Source organism: Buttiauxella sp. 3AFRM03, assembly GCF_003675305.1.
Classification (GTDB): domain Bacteria; phylum Pseudomonadota; class Gammaproteobacteria; order Enterobacterales; family Enterobacteriaceae; genus Buttiauxella; species Buttiauxella ferragutiae.
Window position 1 is genome coordinate 417,863 of record NZ_CP033076.1, and the last position, 16,004, is coordinate 433,866.

At 50.2% G+C, this 16,004-nt stretch carries 19 protein-coding genes and 2 pseudogenes; 7 read left to right on the top strand and 14 right to left on the bottom strand.

Translation table 11 applies throughout. The features are described 5' to 3' along the window. Positions 1-7: 7 nt before the first annotated feature. From D8682_RS03140 to D8682_RS03170, 7 genes and pseudogenes are all read right to left on the bottom strand, one after another. Positions 8-787 (bottom strand): amino acid ABC transporter ATP-binding protein, encoded by a 780-nt coding sequence (locus D8682_RS03140; RefSeq protein ID WP_064546625.1) that lies wholly within the window; start codon positions 785-787, stop codon positions 8-10. Continuing rightward, on the bottom strand, positions 771-1,697 hold the full coding sequence (locus D8682_RS03145; protein WP_121813517.1) for an amino acid ABC transporter permease: 927 nt from the start codon (positions 1,695-1,697) through the stop codon (positions 771-773). Before D8682_RS03145 ends, D8682_RS03140 begins: the two co-directional genes overlap by 17 nt. Positions 1,698-1,706: 9 nt before the next feature. Further along, on the bottom strand, positions 1,707-2,213 hold the full coding sequence (locus D8682_RS03150) for a GNAT family N-acetyltransferase (RefSeq protein ID WP_064546621.1): 507 nt from the start codon (positions 2,211-2,213) through the stop codon (positions 1,707-1,709). A gap of 10 nt (positions 2,214-2,223) precedes the next feature. After that, positions 2,224-3,165: pseudogene (locus D8682_RS03155) on the bottom strand (ABC transporter substrate-binding protein); the annotation flags it as partial. A 131-nt stretch (positions 3,166-3,296) separates the two neighbouring features. Continuing rightward, a pseudogene (locus D8682_RS03160) lies at positions 3,297-4,599 on the bottom strand (LLM class flavin-dependent oxidoreductase); the annotation flags it as partial. Between the two features lie 63 nt (positions 4,600-4,662). Continuing rightward, entirely contained in the window at positions 4,663-5,784 is a 1,122-nt protein-coding gene (locus D8682_RS03165; RefSeq protein WP_064546614.1) for an amidohydrolase, read from the bottom strand. A 10-nt stretch (positions 5,785-5,794) separates the two neighbouring features. Further along, the gene (locus tag D8682_RS03170) at positions 5,795-6,823 is read right to left on the bottom strand and encodes an MsnO8 family LLM class oxidoreductase (RefSeq protein WP_121813520.1); all 1,029 of its coding nucleotides are present in this window, start codon (positions 6,821-6,823) and stop codon (positions 5,795-5,797) included. Positions 6,824-7,136: 313 nt separating this feature from the next. Here D8682_RS03170 and D8682_RS03175 point away from each other — a divergent pair, with 313 nt between their 5' ends. The 3 genes from D8682_RS03175 to D8682_RS03185 are packed head-to-tail and all read left to right on the top strand — an operon-like array spanning position 7,137 to position 8,799. Continuing rightward, positions 7,137-7,460: a helix-turn-helix domain-containing protein gene (locus D8682_RS03175; RefSeq protein ID WP_064546610.1), complete on the top strand. Its 324-nt coding sequence runs from the start codon at positions 7,137-7,139 to the stop codon at positions 7,458-7,460. Beyond that, positions 7,445-7,759, top strand: coding sequence for a HipA N-terminal domain-containing protein (locus tag D8682_RS03180; protein WP_064546608.1), 315 nt, complete (start codon positions 7,445-7,447; stop codon positions 7,757-7,759). The genes D8682_RS03175 and D8682_RS03180 overlap by 16 nt, the downstream gene beginning before the upstream one ends. Positions 7,760-7,761: 2 nt before the next feature. Next, positions 7,762-8,799: a type II toxin-antitoxin system HipA family toxin gene (locus D8682_RS03185; RefSeq protein ID WP_121813521.1), complete on the top strand. Its 1,038-nt coding sequence runs from the start codon at positions 7,762-7,764 to the stop codon at positions 8,797-8,799. 49 nt (positions 8,800-8,848) lie between these two features. Here D8682_RS03185 and tsr read toward each other — a convergent pair whose 3' ends face one another. The 3 genes from tsr to D8682_RS03200 form a co-directional block, all read right to left on the bottom strand. Further along, entirely contained in the window at positions 8,849-10,513 is a 1,665-nt protein-coding gene (gene tsr, locus D8682_RS03190) for a methyl-accepting chemotaxis protein (RefSeq protein ID WP_121813522.1), read from the bottom strand. 86 nt (positions 10,514-10,599) lie between these two features. Continuing rightward, positions 10,600-11,184, bottom strand: a complete 585-nt coding sequence (locus D8682_RS03195; protein WP_083963375.1) for a PadR family transcriptional regulator — start codon at positions 11,182-11,184, stop codon at positions 10,600-10,602. A 10-nt stretch (positions 11,185-11,194) separates the two neighbouring features. After that, positions 11,195-11,956, bottom strand: a complete 762-nt coding sequence (locus D8682_RS03200) for a siderophore-interacting protein (RefSeq protein ID WP_121813523.1) — start codon at positions 11,954-11,956, stop codon at positions 11,195-11,197. Between the two features lie 270 nt (positions 11,957-12,226). On the opposite strand from D8682_RS03200, the gene D8682_RS03205 reads away from it, so the two are divergent. Further along, a complete protein-coding gene (locus D8682_RS03205) occupies positions 12,227-12,442 on the top strand; it encodes a YdcH family protein (protein WP_064546600.1) in 216 nt (71 codons plus the stop codon). Positions 12,443-12,482: 40 nt separating this feature from the next. Here the strand turns inward: D8682_RS03205 and yqfB are convergent, their stop codons facing one another. Together yqfB and D8682_RS03215 are read right to left on the bottom strand one after the other, a co-directional pair. Further along, entirely contained in the window at positions 12,483-12,797 is a 315-nt protein-coding gene (gene yqfB / locus D8682_RS03210) for a N(4)-acetylcytidine aminohydrolase (RefSeq protein ID WP_370090800.1), read from the bottom strand. Positions 12,798-12,840: 43 nt separating this feature from the next. Further along, positions 12,841-13,014, bottom strand: a complete 174-nt coding sequence (locus D8682_RS03215; RefSeq protein WP_064546596.1) for a GhoT/OrtT family toxin — start codon at positions 13,012-13,014, stop codon at positions 12,841-12,843. A gap of 166 nt (positions 13,015-13,180) precedes the next feature. Here D8682_RS03215 and D8682_RS03220 point away from each other — a divergent pair, with 166 nt between their 5' ends. From D8682_RS03220 to D8682_RS03230, 3 genes are all read left to right on the top strand, one after another. After that, positions 13,181-13,369, top strand: a complete 189-nt coding sequence (locus D8682_RS03220) for a YegP family protein (RefSeq protein ID WP_064546594.1) — start codon at positions 13,181-13,183, stop codon at positions 13,367-13,369. Between the two features lie 194 nt (positions 13,370-13,563). After that, positions 13,564-13,890 carry a DUF3302 domain-containing protein gene (locus D8682_RS03225; RefSeq protein ID WP_064546592.1) on the top strand — a complete coding sequence of 109 codons (327 nt, stop codon included), beginning with the start codon at positions 13,564-13,566 and terminating at the stop codon, positions 13,888-13,890. 4 nt (positions 13,891-13,894) lie between these two features. Next, on the top strand, positions 13,895-15,031 hold the full coding sequence (locus D8682_RS03230; RefSeq protein WP_064546590.1) for an HlyD family secretion protein: 1,137 nt from the start codon (positions 13,895-13,897) through the stop codon (positions 15,029-15,031). 54 nt (positions 15,032-15,085) lie between these two features. Here D8682_RS03230 and D8682_RS03235 read toward each other — a convergent pair whose 3' ends face one another. Next, complete coding sequence (locus tag D8682_RS03235) at positions 15,086-15,619, bottom strand: anti-virulence regulator CigR family protein (protein ID WP_064546551.1); 534 nt, start codon at positions 15,617-15,619, stop codon at positions 15,086-15,088. A 133-nt stretch (positions 15,620-15,752) separates the two neighbouring features. After that, positions 15,753-15,995, bottom strand: a complete 243-nt coding sequence (locus D8682_RS03240; RefSeq protein WP_064546550.1) for a hypothetical protein — start codon at positions 15,993-15,995, stop codon at positions 15,753-15,755. Between the last annotated feature and the right edge of the window lie 9 nt (positions 15,996-16,004).

A 16,004-nucleotide genomic window follows, 5' to 3' on the forward strand; every position in this document is an offset into this window, starting at 1 on the left:
CTGCTCCTTATAGAACCTTAGATAAAAACTGACGCGTTCGTGAATGTTGCGGATGGTTGAGCACCTCGTCGCTACTGCCTTGCTCAACGATTTTGCCGTCGACCATAAACACCACGTTATCTGCCACTTCGCGGGCAAAGCCGATTTCATGAGTCACCACCACCAGCGTGGTGCCCGAACGGGCTAATTTCTTAATCACATCCAGCACTTCCCCCACCAGTTCCGGGTCGAGTGCTGAAGTCGGTTCATCGAACAACATTACCCGTGGACGCAAAGCCAGCGCGCGCGCAATGGCGATACGTTGCTGCTGGCCGCCGGAAAGATGGCGCGACCAGGCATCGGCTTTATTGCGCAGCCCCACCACATCCAGCAATTGATAAGCCTGCTCAATGGCTTGTTTGCGGTTGAGCTGCTTATGGGCAATTGGCGCTTCAATCAGGTTTTCCAGCACCGTGAGATGCGGGAACAAATTGAAATTCTGGAACACATAGCCGACGTTCACGCGCTGGCGCAGGATCTCCTTTTCCTTCAGCTCATACAGTTTGTCGCCCGCCAGGCGATAGCCAATGTAATCGCCATCAATCTGGATAAACCCCTCGTCGACACGTTCCAGATGGTTTATCGCCCGTAGCAAAGTGGATTTACCGGAACCCGACGGCCCAAGGATCACCGTTACCGAGCCAGGTTCCAGCTCAAGCGAAATGTTATCCAGCGCTTTATGGCGGCCAAAATATTTGCTGACGCCCGTAATCGAGATATGACCAGTGGGATTATTGGACAGGTGCATGAGCCGTCTCCTGAGTTTGCAGCGTTGGCTGGCGTGATACATTCCGCGCCGGACTTTGTTGATTAATCGCTGAGCGTCTTTCACTGCGTGCCAGCCAGCGTTCAACCAGATGCTGAATCAGCGACAGGACACTGGTGATCACCAGATACCAGACCGCGCCCACCATCAATAACGGGATCACTTCCTGGGTGCGGTTGTAGATCATCTGAATGGTGTAGAACAGCTCCGGCATTGCCAGCACGTAAACCATCGACGTCCCTTTCGCGAGGCTGATAATTTCATTGAAGCCGGACGGTAAAATGGTGCGCAAAGCCTGTGGCAAAATAATGCGCACCGTGCGCCGCCAGGCCGGTAAACCTAAGGCCGCCGCCGCTTCATACTGCCCATGATCGACACCCAAAAAACCACCGCGAATAATCTCTGCGGTATACGCGCTTTGTACCAGTGTCAGCCCGACCACGGCGGTAGAAAACTGCCCCAACACGTTAATCGTCTGGTAACTTCCCCAGCTTATTTGGGTGAACGGAATGCCAATCGACAACGTGTCGTACAGATAGGAAAAGTTATAGAGAATAATCAGCACCACAATCAGCGGTAACGAGCGGAACAGCCAGATATAGCTCCACGCCAGGCTGTTGAGCAGCCATGAAGAGGAAAGCCGCGCCAGCGCCAGTAACCCGCCAAATATCACACTCAGTACCGTGCCAATCAGAGTCAGCAATAACGTTTGCACCAGCCCCTCAAGGATAACCGGGTCGAAGAACCAGCGTGCAAATACGCTCCACTCCCAGCGCGGGTTAAACGCCACCGACTGAACCACAATCGCCAGCACAAACAACGCGACAAAAGCCCCCAGAGTGCGCAGCGGATAACGCGCCGGAACCACTTTAATTGTTGATGGTGTCGTCATCATGATTCCTCAGGCCGTTTTGCGCTGTGTGACAGCAAGCGTTTTGGTAAACCGCAAGCGCCCATCGAATGGTGCAACGCTGTATTCTTCCGGGTTGCGGTGAATATCAAACTGCGGCTGATAACCCAGACTCAGATAGAGTTTTACCGCTTCCGGCTGGCGAAAACCGGTGGTCAGGAAGATATGGCTATAACCGGCAAGCTGCGCGCGGCTTTCCAGCTCACGCATCACTCGTTGAGCCACGCCCTGTTTGCGCAAAGACGAGTGCGTCCAGATGCGTTTGATCTCAGCGGTATATTCATCGAAGGGCTTATACGCGCCGGTCGCAATAATCTCCCCGTCACGCTCCAGCACGATGAATAACCCTTGTGGCGGCAGGTACCATTCGGTTAGTTCCACTTCGGCATCACGGGAAAAGTAGTCCCCGTAACGCGCTTCATACTCACCAAACAGCCCGCTGATAATCGGCTGAAGCTCTGCCGCTTCTGGTGAAACATCCCGGAATTGTTCGCGCATTTGCAGCTCCTTAATCGCCAAGACCGGCAGGGTTAATTTCGGACGCCGGGATTTGCTCGACGCCTTCCCCCCAACGGTTCAGCACTTTGTTGTAATCGCCGTTTTTGATAACGCCATTAAGCGCGGTTTGCACCGGGTCGACCAGGCCACTGCCTTTCTTCAATGTGACGGCGATATGCGCCGCTTTCGGCCAGCCACCATCGACTACCCCGACCAGCTGAGTTTTCTGCGTCAGAGCAGCTTTCCATGCGCCGGTCACATTCGGGCCAAAAAACGCATCAGCGCGGCCAGACTGCAATGCCAGGGTTTGTGCGGCATCGTCTTTGGTGTAAACCGGCGTGAAAGGCTTAAGCCCTTTCTTCAGGTTCTCTTCGTTCCAGGACAGCAAGATAGATTCCTGGTTGGTTCCTGAGCCGACAATAATGCGCAATCCGACGATGTCTTCAGCATTCTCAATCTTCTTAATTGGGCTATCAGATTTCACATAGAAGCCGAGGGAATCTTTGCGGTAAGTGGCAAAGTCGAATTTCTGTTTGCGGTCTTTGGTGACGGTAATATTGCTGATTGCCGCATCGTATTTGCCCGATGTCACGCCCAGCGGCCAGTCTTCCCATGAGGTTGGCACCACATTCAGCTCAAGCCCCAGGCTGTCCGCCACCAGGCGAGCGATGTCCACTTCGCTGCCGAGCAGCGTTTTGTTATCTTCCGCAAACACCGTTAATGGCGGCGAATTGAGTGCCGCGACTGCAACGGTAAATTTACCGGGAACCGCAAAGCGATAATCTTTGGGTAACTGGGCGACAGCCGCCGGATTAACGACAGTATTAATAGGTGTTTTATTAGCTTCCAGGCTGACGCCGGTGCCATTAATGGTGACTTCTTGCGCCAGGGTTTGTGCAGACGAAAGTGCCAGAGCGATAGCCAGAATGAGCGATGTTTTTTGCATAGTGTGTTCTCTTAGTTATTGTGATGTTTGTTGTTTTTGTCGGATGACGCTGCGCTTATCCGACCTGTGAATTGGTTTTGTAGGGTGGATAAGCGCAGCGTCATCCACCGTTTTCACCCATCGTCCAGGTTACGAAAACTGATTCACGGGTTCTGCCAACCCCAAACTTTCACGCAATGTGGTGCCGGGATATTCCGTGCGGAATAAACCTCGTGCCTGCAACACCGGAACCACTTCATCAACAAAACGCGGGAAGGTATCTGGTGTGCCGCCCTGAATGATAAAACCGTCGGCGGCGTGGCTTTCGAACCACTGCTGCAATCCGTCTGCCACTTGTTGGGCGGTGCCAGCAAACCGTGGGCGCGGCGATGCGGCTTCTAGCGCGACCTGGCGCAGCGTCAGATGGCGTTCGTGGGCATTGCGTTTGATTTCATCGGTGGTACTGCGGAAGCTGTTTTGGCCGAGATCGCCAATATCGGGGAATGGCTCATCGAGCGGATACTGGCTGAAATCATGATGTTCAAAATAGCGGCCCAGATAATTCAGTGCATCGGTGACTGACACCAGTGCCGCAGTGGCTTGATACTGGTTTTCTACGTCATCGGCATCTTTGCCAACAATCACGCTCACGCCCTGGAATATTTTTAAATCATCGTCATTACGGCCATGATTTTTAAGTTGGCTCTTAACATCACGATAAAAATACTGAGCTTCTTCGAGCGTATCGTGATGAGTAAAAATAGCATCAGCGTGGCGTGCGGCTAATTTCTTACCATCATCCGAGGCACCTGCCTGGAATACAATCGGCCTGCCTTGTGGCGTGCGTGAAATATTAAGTGGCCCGGCGACTTTAAAGAAATCACCATGATGATTCAGCGTGTGTAATTTTTCCGGGTCAAAAAATTGCCCGCTCGCTTTATCACGAATAAACGCACCGTCTTCCCAGGAATCCCACAGACCTTTCACCACATCGAGATATTCATCAGCAATGCGATAACGCAGCGCATGTTCAGGATGTTGCTCACGCGAGAAGTTCTTTGCCGAACCTTCCAGTGGTGAAGTCACCACGTTCCAGCCCGCGCGCCCTTTGCTTAAATGGTCAAGGCTGGCGAACTGGCGTGCCACCGTGAACGGTTCGCTATACGAGGTCGACAACGTGCCGACCAGCCCTAAATGTGTGGTCACGCTGGCTAACGCCGACAACACCGTCAGCGGTTCAAAACGATTCAAAAAATGCGGGATAGATTTTTCATTTATATATAAACCGTCGGCAACAAACAAAAAGTCTAGCTTGCCCTGCTCGGCTTTTAACGCAGTCTCTTTGACGAAGTCAAAATTAATACTGGCATCGGCAATCGCTGCCGGATGCCGCCATGCGGACATATTCCCCGAAGCACCATGTAAGATTGTTCCAAGGCGCAGTTGTCGATTATCAGACATATTCGATCCTCATTTTCAGGCTGCACGCATCCTGGGGAGTTGACCCCTGCGTATTAGAAGTAATTACTTTTCCAGTAGTGCTTGTTCCGCCAGCGTGGCGAAATAACGCGCCGCATCTTCAATTAATGCTTCATCCGGATTAAAGGCCGAATGATGTAAACCGTATTCGCTGGCGCTGCCAATACTGACGAACGCGCCGGGAATGGTTTGCAAATAAACCGCGAAGTCTTCGCCGCCCATATGCAGTTCAGAGGTTTGTGTGCGATAACCCACTCGTTGTGCGAGCTGCATCGCAAATGCCGCCCATTTATCATCGTTGATCAATGTTATTGGCCCGTTAAACCATTCCACCTCAATGTGCGCACCAAACGCACTGGCTAAACCGGCTGCAATCTCACTGATCCGTTTCTCGACCTGCTGCTGAATTTCGTTGCGATGAGTGCGCACGGTTCCTTCCAGCTCGACACTTTCCGGCAACACATTCCAGGTATTTCCCCCTTGTATGCGCGTGACACTGACGATGACAGAATCCAGCGTATCCACGTTACGGCTGGCGATAGTTTGCAATGCCAGCACCAGTTGGCTGGCAATCACAATGGCGTCTTTACCTTCATGTGGACGGGCGGCATGTGCGCCTTTGCCCCGCACCCGTAAAACAAAACGATCGACGTTGGCATAGAATGCGCCCCCTCGGGTGGCGAAAGTGCCAACCGGTAAACCAGGCTCGTTGTGCATGCCAAAAATAGCGGAGACGTTTTCCAGTGCTCCGGCCTTTATCAGTGCCTTTGCACCAGTAAAGTTTTCCTCCGCTGGCTGAAACAGCAAACGCACACGGCCGGATAAATGCGCCTCGCGCTCTTTTAATAACAAGGCCGCACCCAGAATCACGCTGCTATGAACGTCATGCCCGCAAGCGTGCATCACGCCATCATTGTGTGAGCTAAACGCAACACCGCTGGTTTCCTGAATCGGCAGTGCGTCAATGTCAGCTCGCAGCGCAATGACCTTTTCCCCTTGCCCGACTTCCGCCACCACACCGGTGGCAAGCGGATAAGGCAACAAACGTAAACCTGCGGATTCCAGCCAGTGACGAATTCGCGTGGTGGTCGCCACTTCCTGGCCAGATAACTCCGGGTTCTGGTGTAGCTCGCGCCGCCAGTTGATAAGTTGCTCTGCGAATGTCATCGGCTTCCCCTTACCAGGCTTCATGTTCGGCGGTAAATTCAGATACCGACGCCGCCTGCTGCACGCCAGCCAACAAACGAAGCGACTGAAAACGTGCCGCAGGGTCACTCACTGGCGTATCAATAATGAATTCGTCGATGGCAAATTCCTGGCTCAGTGCCGCAAGCCCGGCTTGAACTGTCTCGGCGGTGCCTTGCAGCAACGAAGGTTCACGGCGTTCAATCCGTTTGATGGCACTCCCAGCCTGGCGAGCAAATGCGTAAGCCTGGGCTTCGCTGGCGACACTGACCCGCTGGCTGTTTTCCAGCTCAACGCTCCAGATTTCCACAAGGTTCGCCAGCTCAGCCGCTTTTTGTGCGTCCTGCGCAACAATCACCTGTACCGCCACCACCGTTTCACGCTGGCTTCTGCTGCGCCACGCACCGAGTACCTCACGCATCAGATTTTTATCGCCATTCAGGTGAGCGGCATAAACGAAGTTCCAGTCGAGATTTGCGGCGAGCTTCGCACTTTCGAGGCTGGCACCCAGCAGAAAACGCGCGGCACTGTGCGTCGGAAGCGGCGTGGCGCGTAAAGTTTCTACATCTTCATCTTCGTGGGATGCGGGCAAGGAAAGCCAGTTATCCAGTTCTGTGAGTTTGTCGGCAAACGAGGCGTTATCTTGCCCGCCACGCTGTAACGCCTGGGTAGATAACGGTAAGCCGCCAGGCGCTTTGCCCACGCCAATATCAATGCGGCCCGGTGAGAGATTTGCCAGCAGATTGAAGTTTTCTGCCACTTTATAAGGGCTGTAATGTTGCAGCATCACCCCACCGGAACCGACACGAATGCGGCGGGTTTGCCCGACAATCCAGGCAATCAGCAACTCTGGTGATGGGCTTGCCAGCCGCGAAGTGTTGTGGTGCTCGGCAATCCAGAAGCGGTGATAACCCCAGGCTTCCGCCTGTTGTGCCAGATGCAGCGTGTGTTTCAGGGCGTCGGCAGGCGTTTCGTCCTGAGCGACCGGGCTTTTATCCAACAGGCTGATTCGATATGACATGCAGCAAACTCGCGTTGATTAACATGCCTTCATTAATAAGGTTTCCACTCAATCGAGTGAAACAATTAATTTACATTTCGTTAGCAATAAACTGGATAAGCCAGCGTGCAATACTGCCATATAGATTATATATGGACTGAAATAATTAAATAATCCTATAAATGTACTATTTATGAACCCTGAAATTGACAAAAGACCGTAAATGAACCATCTTTGGTTAATAATTAAAATAAGGGTCATTTATGATATATATCGATATCAAAAGACCATTAACAACCCCTTTTAATACAAAAACTCATATTTAAGGTCACGTATGAACTACGACAATGCCACGCTCGCAGACAAACTGCATGCCATGAGCGAATTATTGAATGACGTTAAAAAAGCCGTGACGCTGCGTGCGCAAGAATCGGAACTCATTATTGACGAACAAGTGATCACGTACTGCGCACAACTGGGGCAAAAACTGAACCAGCGCCGCAAAGAGCTGGATATCGACCTTGCCACCCTTGAGCTACAAACCGGCGTGTCCGCCTCAACGCTCAAACGGCTGTTTAAAGATCCGGAACAGGTCAAATTTGGCACGGTGTTACGCGTCGCTGAAGCACTGGGTGTGAAGTTATGCGCCGCCGTGTAGAGGTGTGGTTATATGGCGAACCGGTCGGCGAACTGCGCCAGCATGACGACGGCTTCGAATTTAGTTATCGCGCTGACTACATCGGCCCGCCGCTGTCGCTAAGTTTGCCGGTGCGTGTCGGCCACTTTCGCAGCCAGACACTGCCGCCCTTTTTTGCCTCGCTGGCACCAGAAGGCTGGCTGAAAAAGCGCTACAGCCAACTACAACAACGCGACGAGCACGACCTGCTCGGAATGCTTATCGATAACGGCAAAAACCTGATTGGCGCGGTACAGCTGGTCAGCATGCAGGAGGATTAACCATGCGTTGCCACATTCTTTTAACTCCATTGCTCCAGGCCAAAGAGCAAGAGTCGGGCTATTCATCCAAAGGCCTTAAACAGCTGACGGGTTCGGGCAAGGTGAACCCGCAACTGAGTTTTACCCGTGATGACTTTATTCATGAATTGCCGAAAGCGCAGCGTGGCATGAGTATTTCCGGCTACCAGCCGAAACTGCAAATGGTGGTGCGTAACGGTGAATTTGCGGTGGTTGAACATCAGGGCGAATACATCCTCAAGCCTTCTCCGGCGGAATTCCCCCATCTGGCAGAAAACGAACACGCCACCATGACGTTAATGGCGCGACTGGGGTTTGATGTGCCGCCACACGGGCTGGTGAGCTTTGCCGCTGTTGATAACGAAGCGGAGCGCGAGTTGGCATTTGTTATCCGTCGTTTCGACCGGGATATTCAAACCGGAGCGGCCATACATCAGGAACAGCTTGATGCAGCGATGAACGTCGGCGAAAAGTACGGGAAGACGGGCAGCGACGGAAAGCAGTATGTCAGTTATCAGCAACTGGCCGAGTTCCTGACACAACATGTGAATAGCAACATCGCCTTTAAAATCGATTTGTTCCGGCGCATTGCCTACGCGTATTTGTTGGGGAATAACGATATGCACTTGCGCAATTTCGGGCTGATTCATCCACGTATTGGCGAACCAACGCTGTCGCCAGTGTATGACTTTGTGTCGGTTGCGCCCTATCCCGCCATTTTTAGCTCCGGTTTTATGGCGCTGCCGCTATTAAGATGTGAAGAAGGCGACCGCGAATTAGCGCCAGGTTTTAAGACCGCTTACGGCGAATATCTTGGTATGGATTTTCAGGCGTTGGGTTTGAGTATGGGGATGACGGAGAAACTTATTGTTAAATTGCTCAACGATATGCGCAAAGAAAGCCGCATCGTAGATGCCGTTTATCGAGATTCGTTTATGCCCGCAAAAGACGTGGAAGCGACGTTGCGTTGTTACCACCAGCGCCTGGATCGTTTAATGCGCTTAGATGAAGCGGAGTTGTAATGGTGGTGGATAAGCGCAAGCGCCATCCACCACATTCATTTCACCGAAATCAGAAGGTTTCCCAATTTTCGTTAGACTCGCTGACTGCCGCTTTGCGCGGTGTCATTGGCGTAATCGTTACTTTGGGTTCAGCGCTTCGAACTGCGGCTTTGGCATCCTGGTTAATACGAAACACCGCCACGGCCTGAGTCAGACGGCTGGCTTGCTCTTCAAGTGCTGAAGCGGCGGCAGCAGACTCTTCAACCAATGCGGCGTTTTGCTGCGTAACACGGTCCATTTCAGAAACCGCCAGCCCAACCTGGTCAATACCACGGCTTTGCTCGTCAGAAGCCGAGGCAATTTCGCCCATGATATCGGTCACGCGGGTCACCGCATTGACAATTTCACCCATGGTTTCGCCAGCACTTTCCACCAATGTAGAACCGGTATCCACTTTGCTGACGGAATCTTCGATCAGGCCTTTGATCTCTTTGGCCGCCTGTGCACTGCGTTGTGCCAGATTGCGTACTTCACCGGCAACCACTGCGAAACCACGCCCTTGTTCACCCGCACGTGCAGCTTCAACGGCGGCGTTAAGTGCCAGAATGTTGGTCTGGAAGGCAATGCCGTCAATCACGCTGGTAATGTCGGCAATTTTCTTCGAACTGCTGGCGATGTCGTTCATGGTGCGCACCACGTTATCCACCACTTTTCCGCCCTTCTGTGCGGTTTCAGAGGCACTCAATGCCAGTTGGCTTGCCTGACGGGCATTTTCCGCATTCTGTTTAACGGTGGCAGTTAACTCTTCCATGCTGGCAGCGGTTTCTTCAAGCGAGGCCGCTTGCTGCTCGGTGCGTGAAGAGAGATCGTTATTGCCGATGGAGATTTCGCTGGCGCCGCTATAAATCGCGTTCGCGCCGTTACGCACATCACTCACCGTACTCATCAACTCTGACTGCATATGACGCAGACTGGACGCCAGTTGCCCCATTTCGTTGGTGCCTTCCACATCAATAGAACGCACAAGGTCACCGCTCGCGATGTGACGAATGCTTTCAATCAGGCGATGCAGCGGTTCAATCAGGGTTTTCTTGATGCCCAGCCAGACGGTAACAATCGCCGCCGCAACCAGTGCCAGAATCACGATCAGTATCCAAATGGCCTGCGAGTAAGACTGATTATTGTCGTCCACTGCTTGTTGGTACAGACGGTCGTTTTGTTGCAGATAATTGATGTACTCTTTTTCAAAACCGTCCTGATATTTCTGCGTAGGCTGGTCGAAGAATTCGTTAATTTTCCCCGCACCCAGTAACTGGATTAGCTCCGCCAGCGCACCATGGTAAATCGCATAGTTACGCTTGATTTCATTGGTAGACTCTTCGCTCTGGCGTGGGTCGCGTGGCAAGGCTTCATATTCAGCCCACTCTTTTTCCGCCTGCTTTAACGACTGGCTGGCGATCAGCATCAGCTCATTAACCGTCGCGCCGCTGCCGATATTGTTGGTATCCATCATATGACGGATGCCCGCACGGTTTAGCGTGTTACGGGTTTGCAGCAGGGCAACCCAACTGCCATTAAGGGTAGATTGCTGCTGGCGAATGGTTTGCAGCACGGTGAAGTTTTCTTTGTCGTTTTTCAGCGCGTTGAAGAACAACCCGCCGGAGGTCATTTGTAAAAGGCCAAATAACCCCAGCACAAACAGAAGACTGGTTACTACTTTTATGCGATTTAACATGCTTTTGCGTTCTCATGACAACAGAAGCATATAGTTTCGGCAGAACTCGTCGAAACTTTATGCTTCATTGCACAGAAATAGCAAAATTAACTCCGCTCAATATCCTTAGCGGCCTGATCTAAAGTATCGATGATTTTATACAGCGTCTCTTTTGGCAAATCGCTTTGCCCAAGTTTGGTATTAAGTGCCATTTTAAAGTTATGAATAGCACGCTGAATTTCAGGTAGACGGCGGTTATCGCCTAATACCCCTAACGATTCGAGCTTAGCGATGATATGGCCAAGGTGGTCTTGTTGTAGTACGAGTTCAGCATGGCCTTCGGTAGTAAGCGTCCACGCCTTTTTACTGCTGTCGCTTTGCACGGCAGTAATCAAGCCCATCTCCTCAAGCAAAGAGAGGTTAGGGTAAATAATCCCCGGGCTTGGGACATATTCGCCTTTGGCGATGGCCTCGATGGATTTGATCAACTCATAACCGTGCGCATTGTTGCTTGAAAGGAAATGCAGGATCAGCAAACGAATGTCGTTGGCATCAAACATGCGTTCACGGCGCATGCGCCCTTTCCCTTCCATACCGCCATGTTCGTGATGATTATGGCCGCCGTGCAAACCGTGTCTTTCGTGACGTTCATGTTTGGCGCAAAGACGATGGTGTAGATGATGGATTCTCATGTTCGTTTCCTTATTTATGATGCCAGTAAGCCACAGCGCGCACGTAATCGGCGTCCAGAGCGTGGGTTTCCAGCAGTTCATCATTGAGTTTTTTGACGTCGCGACCTTCTCCGGTAATCCAGACAAAATAGTCGCTCTCCGGGAATTCAAGAGTGCTTAAGTGCTTAGCGATAGATTCGCTATCAAGCCAGTGAATATCCGCCTGTTTGAACTCACTCAGATACTCGCGGCTTTGTGCGTGTTGGCTGTTTACCAGCACAGTGGGGACAATATGTCCGGGCAGAGAGAGCAGACGGCGGCGAATGGCAGGTAAACCGCTTTCATCACAGACATAGAGCTGGCATGAATAGTCACAAGGAATGACCAGCGATCCACGTGGCCCGCCTATCAGTAACGTATCGCCAGTCGTGGCAATTTCTGCCCACTGACTGGCAACGCCGCCGTCATGAATATAGAAGTCCAGCGTCAGTTCGTTACGCGCGGCGTCAAATTCCAGCGGGGTGTAATCACGCGAAATGGGACGCGGACCCTCCCCCCAGACAATGCCGTCGTCAGTGACTGACGGGCGAGCAAACTCACCACTTTCTGGCGGGAAAAACACTTTCACATGGTCATCAAACCCCCGCGAGGTGAAACCTGCTAATTCTGGGCTGCTGAAAACAATGCGATAAAAACAACCCGCAACGGTTTCTTTGCTTTTTACGGTTAACTGACGAAATTTAAGCTCGTTTTTGACGCGTTGTGGAAGATTAGGTTTGGTTTGTAAGGTCATCTGTTTCTCATTTTTGAATACGTAAGATATATCATAGATATGTTTTAGCACACAGAAATAAGATTGTCGTTAACAATTTTTGCCGTTAAGCAAGGCGTAACATGCCGAAAATTTAATCTAAATTGTTAACGCGCCTCGTGGATCTCAAATTGACAAACCCTTACCAAGCGGTGCTTCCAATTCAGGCCGAGCGGTGCCTACACTGCAAATGGCAGCAATTGCCAGGGCTTATCCATTCATCACCTACCTACTCGACTCCGGAGGTTTGCAATGTTTCCTGAGTACCGTGAATTGATTACCGAATTAAAATCCGCCAACCCGCGTTTCCTCAGCTTGTTTGACAAGCACAATCAGCTTGATGATGAAATTTTACGCAAGGAGGGGCCGCAAGGGACGGGATACAACGAAAAAGTCATGCAGATGAAAAAAGAGAAGTTGCGGCTAAAAGATGAGTTGTATCAGATGTTGAAGAAAGCCAGTCAGTAGGTGAAATTTCAGGAAGGGGAAACTCCCCTTCCTTTGTTTTTTAAGCCGCAGTAACCAACCTAAAAACAATCGCATAAAGCTCATTCAGACCTGGATAAATATCCGCAATCACCTCTTTAAGCTGAGACAGCGTCATATTCTCCTGACGCGCATGCTCGTCAGTCAGTTGCCCGAGCAACACCGGCATCACACTGATCACTTCGATGGTGCAAAAATAGACATCGTCTTCATAACGCCCGACACGTAATTGCTGGCCTGCCGTAAAGTGCGACTCAGAGACATCACGCAGCGTGATTGTTTTACGGCCGGCAACAATATCACCCTCAAAGCGCTGGAAAAAAGTTATGTCATTCATCACGTACCGTTCCTGTTCTTTAACTAGTTGAAGTATAGAGAGTTTAAAACAGAGAAAACAACAACGCGACAGGGAAACTCATTGGCCAGGTTGCCCCTACCAGCACAGAACATAACAGTTTGATGCTCTTTTTATCCCGAGATAAAAACCATGTAATAATCGCGGTTATTAACGACATAACCACATAAAAAACCAACATCTTCTGATAAACCGACATTTTTATAAGCTGATTGCAGTGAAATTACGCTATAAAATATGCTCTTTTTTGTGGCGTATATCAAGTTTTAACAATCACGCCCCCTCCCCAGCCACCTCATTGATTGATTGCACTATATTTAAGCTACTCCCCAGACAAAGGGTCTGGGGTAAAGCGGAGATTTTTTATGGGACACTACGTTTTAAAGAAATCAGCGAAGGCGACTGCCGAACCATTTTATTTCGTGTTAAAGGCCTCTAACGGGCAAATTATCGCCCAAAGCGAAATGTATGCCTCGAAAGCGGCTGCACAGAAAGGGATTGAATCGGTTCAGAAAAATGGTGCATCGACTGATATTCGCGATGAAACGGAATAATTAACAATATATAAAGGTGATGACGCCGGCACTGAGTAGTGAAAACCTCTGTCTTAAAGAAAAGTGCAAGCGTCATCAACTTATTAAATGGAAATAACTAATCATTAAGGGGTGATTTTATCTGAATCATAATCTCAGTGCCGGATAGCGACTATCTTTAGATTAGATTTATCGCTCTATGATTCGAGGCCATTATGTTTCTAAACTACTTTGCGCTTGGTGTGCTTATTTTTGTGTTTCTCATTATCTTTTACGGGATCATTATTCTTCACGACATTCCTTATCTTATTGCTAAATCACGTAATCACCCACATGCCGATGCGATTCATGTCGCTGGTTGGGTGAGTTTGTTTACCCTGCATGTTATATGGCCGTTCTTATGGATTTGGGCCACTCTTTATCGCCCGGAACGCGGCTGGGGGATGCAGCAAGACCCAGAGATTACACTGGCTTCGTTACAGCAAAGGGTGACTGAGCTGGAGCAAAAGTTAGATAACAATAAAATAACTCCATCGGAGTAATATCATGGATTTACTCATTATCCTGACATATGTTGCTTTGGCATGGTCAATATTCAAGATATTTAAAATACCAGTAAATAAATGGACAGTGCCAACCGCTGCATTGGGAGGAGTGTTTTTAATTGGCGCGCTCATTTTATTAATGAACTACAACCACCCTTATACTTTCCTGGCGCAAAAAGCGGTTATTTCAATTCCGTTGACGCCACAAGTCACAGGGATAGTGAGTGAAGTGACCGATAAACAAAATACAATGATTAAAAAAGGAGAAGTGCTGTTTAAATTAGAACCCACTCGCTATCAGGCACGGGTAGACAGACTTCAGGCTGATTTAACCACTGCCATTCATAGTACGGAGTCACTCAAATCAGAACTTGATGCCGCCATTGCCAACACGGCCCGTGTCAGTGCAGAACGCGACAGATTGTACAAAGATTACCAACGTTACCTTCAGGGCAGTAAAGCGAAGGTTAACCCGTTCTCTGAAAGTGATATTGATAATGCCCGACAAAATTATCTTGCACAGGACGCACTGGTAAAAGGCTCGGTTGCTGAACAGTCACAAATCAAAAGCCAGTTAGATAGCATGGTCAACGGCGAACAATCCCAGATTGTTAGCCTGCGCGCCCAGCTTGCAGAAGCCAAATACAACCTTAACCAAACCGTGGTTCGTGCGCCGAGTGACGGTTACGTGACTCAAGTGTTAATTCGCCCAGGTACCTATGCGGCCGCCCTGCCGTTGCGCCCGGTGATGGTGTTTATACCGCAACAAAAACGCCTGATTGTCGCGCAATTCAGGCAAAACTCGCTGTTACGTTTAAAACCAGGTGATGAAGCCGAAGTGGTGTTTAATGCACTCCCAGGACAGGTTTTCCCTGGAAAACTCACCTCAGTTTTGCCGGTCGTGCCTGGTGGTTCTTATCAGGCACAAGGTACGCTGCAATCATTAACGTTAACCCCAGGAAGTGACGGCGTGTTGGCGATAATTGAGCTTGCACCTAATGCAGATGTTGATGCGTTACCTGATGGGATTTTTGGCCAGGTCGCCGTCTATTCCGACCATTTCACCCATGTGTCGGTGATGCGTAAGGTGCTACTGCGTATGACCAGCTGGATGCACTACCTGTATCTGGATCACTAAACTAACAAAGACAAAAAAGCTCGCCGAGGCGAGCTTTTTTTATGCACAAACCAGTTAATCAAATACACCATTAATAACAGAAGTCACAATCGCGGTACTGAGTGCGACTAACACGAGGTCCTGACCAACCGCCTGCCATTCATAGCCAGGATAATAAGGCAGTTGATTCAGCATCGTGCCCGGGACCGATTTCTTCGCGATACCCGGAGGTAACGGTTTACCGCGTGCCAGGTTTTTTGCAATGCCTGGAGGCAACGGTTTATATCCGGTAAAACCATAGTTAACCGCTAAACGTCGCGCATCATTAAATGTGATGTCGGTATCGACGTGGTCTGGCTTGCCGTAGTTTTTACGGCTCCCTTGATTTTCTTTTGAATTACCGTTTCCTTTATCACTCTTATCCGCTTTAGCTGATTTATCGGATTTGTTACCGCTATTTCCCTTATTACCATTGCCATTACTGTTTCCCTGGCTGCCACCATTACCACCACCGTTTCCATTGCCAGGATTTGCTAATGCTGACACGGAAAAGATGGACAGTGTAAGAGCAACTGTCGCAGCAGTTAATAAAGAGCGAGGCTTACGCATATTCATTCCTGTTAGTGTGGATACTCCTACAAATTTATGTGTGTCTGAGCCAACTCGCAAGGTGAAAACTCCTGGAGTGTGGGGTCAAACATGAGTATCCATATTGTCCGGCCGAATGCCCCACCTCGCACTTTCAGTACTTGATATCGCGGGCGGTTTGTCGGCCTTCCCGTTTATTCTGACGGTGTTCTTGACGGCAATCAGCATTACCGAACACGCCATTGCGACAATCTTGTTTGGTTTGTCGAGAATTTTCGCGCGTGTCCTGACGCACGCCTCGGGCATCCTGGCGTTGCTCTGATTGCTCAGTTGCCTGTGCGGGTATAGCGCCTGCCATGAACACGGCGGCCAGCAGCATTAATACATATTTCTTCATAGTAACCCC

Excerpts from the sequence above, each read along its gene's own strand:
- D8682_RS03140 (WP_064546625.1), bottom strand. The coding sequence starts at position 787 with ATGCACCTGTCCAATAATCCCACTGGTCATATCTCGATTACGGGCGTC.
- D8682_RS03145 (WP_121813517.1), bottom strand. The coding sequence starts at position 1,697 with ATGACGACACCATCAACAATTAAAGTGGTTCCGGCGCGTTATCCGCTG.
- D8682_RS03150 (WP_064546621.1), bottom strand. The coding sequence starts at position 2,213 with ATGCGCGAACAATTCCGGGATGTTTCACCAGAAGCGGCAGAGCTTCAG.
- D8682_RS03165 (WP_064546614.1), bottom strand. The coding sequence starts at position 5,784 with ATGACATTCGCAGAGCAACTTATCAACTGGCGGCGCGAGCTACACCAG.
- D8682_RS03170 (WP_121813520.1), bottom strand. The coding sequence starts at position 6,823 with ATGTCATATCGAATCAGCCTGTTGGATAAAAGCCCGGTCGCTCAGGAC.
- D8682_RS03175 (WP_064546610.1), top strand. The coding sequence starts at position 7,137 with ATGAACTACGACAATGCCACGCTCGCAGACAAACTGCATGCCATGAGC.
- D8682_RS03180 (WP_064546608.1), top strand. The coding sequence starts at position 7,445 with ATGCGCCGCCGTGTAGAGGTGTGGTTATATGGCGAACCGGTCGGCGAA.
- D8682_RS03185 (WP_121813521.1), top strand. The coding sequence starts at position 7,762 with ATGCGTTGCCACATTCTTTTAACTCCATTGCTCCAGGCCAAAGAGCAA.
- tsr (WP_121813522.1), bottom strand. The coding sequence starts at position 10,513 with ATGTTAAATCGCATAAAAGTAGTAACCAGTCTTCTGTTTGTGCTGGGG.
- D8682_RS03195 (WP_083963375.1), bottom strand. The coding sequence starts at position 11,184 with ATGAGAATCCATCATCTACACCATCGTCTTTGCGCCAAACATGAACGT.
- D8682_RS03200 (WP_121813523.1), bottom strand. The coding sequence starts at position 11,956 with ATGACCTTACAAACCAAACCTAATCTTCCACAACGCGTCAAAAACGAG.
- D8682_RS03205 (WP_064546600.1), top strand. The coding sequence starts at position 12,227 with ATGTTTCCTGAGTACCGTGAATTGATTACCGAATTAAAATCCGCCAAC.
- yqfB (WP_370090800.1), bottom strand. The coding sequence starts at position 12,797 with ATGAATGACATAACTTTTTTCCAGCGCTTTGAGGGTGATATTGTTGCC.
- D8682_RS03215 (WP_064546596.1), bottom strand. The coding sequence starts at position 13,014 with ATGTCGGTTTATCAGAAGATGTTGGTTTTTTATGTGGTTATGTCGTTA.
- D8682_RS03220 (WP_064546594.1), top strand. The coding sequence starts at position 13,181 with ATGGGACACTACGTTTTAAAGAAATCAGCGAAGGCGACTGCCGAACCA.
- D8682_RS03225 (WP_064546592.1), top strand. The coding sequence starts at position 13,564 with ATGTTTCTAAACTACTTTGCGCTTGGTGTGCTTATTTTTGTGTTTCTC.
- D8682_RS03230 (WP_064546590.1), top strand. The coding sequence starts at position 13,895 with ATGGATTTACTCATTATCCTGACATATGTTGCTTTGGCATGGTCAATA.
- D8682_RS03235 (WP_064546551.1), bottom strand. The coding sequence starts at position 15,619 with ATGCGTAAGCCTCGCTCTTTATTAACTGCTGCGACAGTTGCTCTTACA.
- D8682_RS03240 (WP_064546550.1), bottom strand. The coding sequence starts at position 15,995 with ATGAAGAAATATGTATTAATGCTGCTGGCCGCCGTGTTCATGGCAGGC.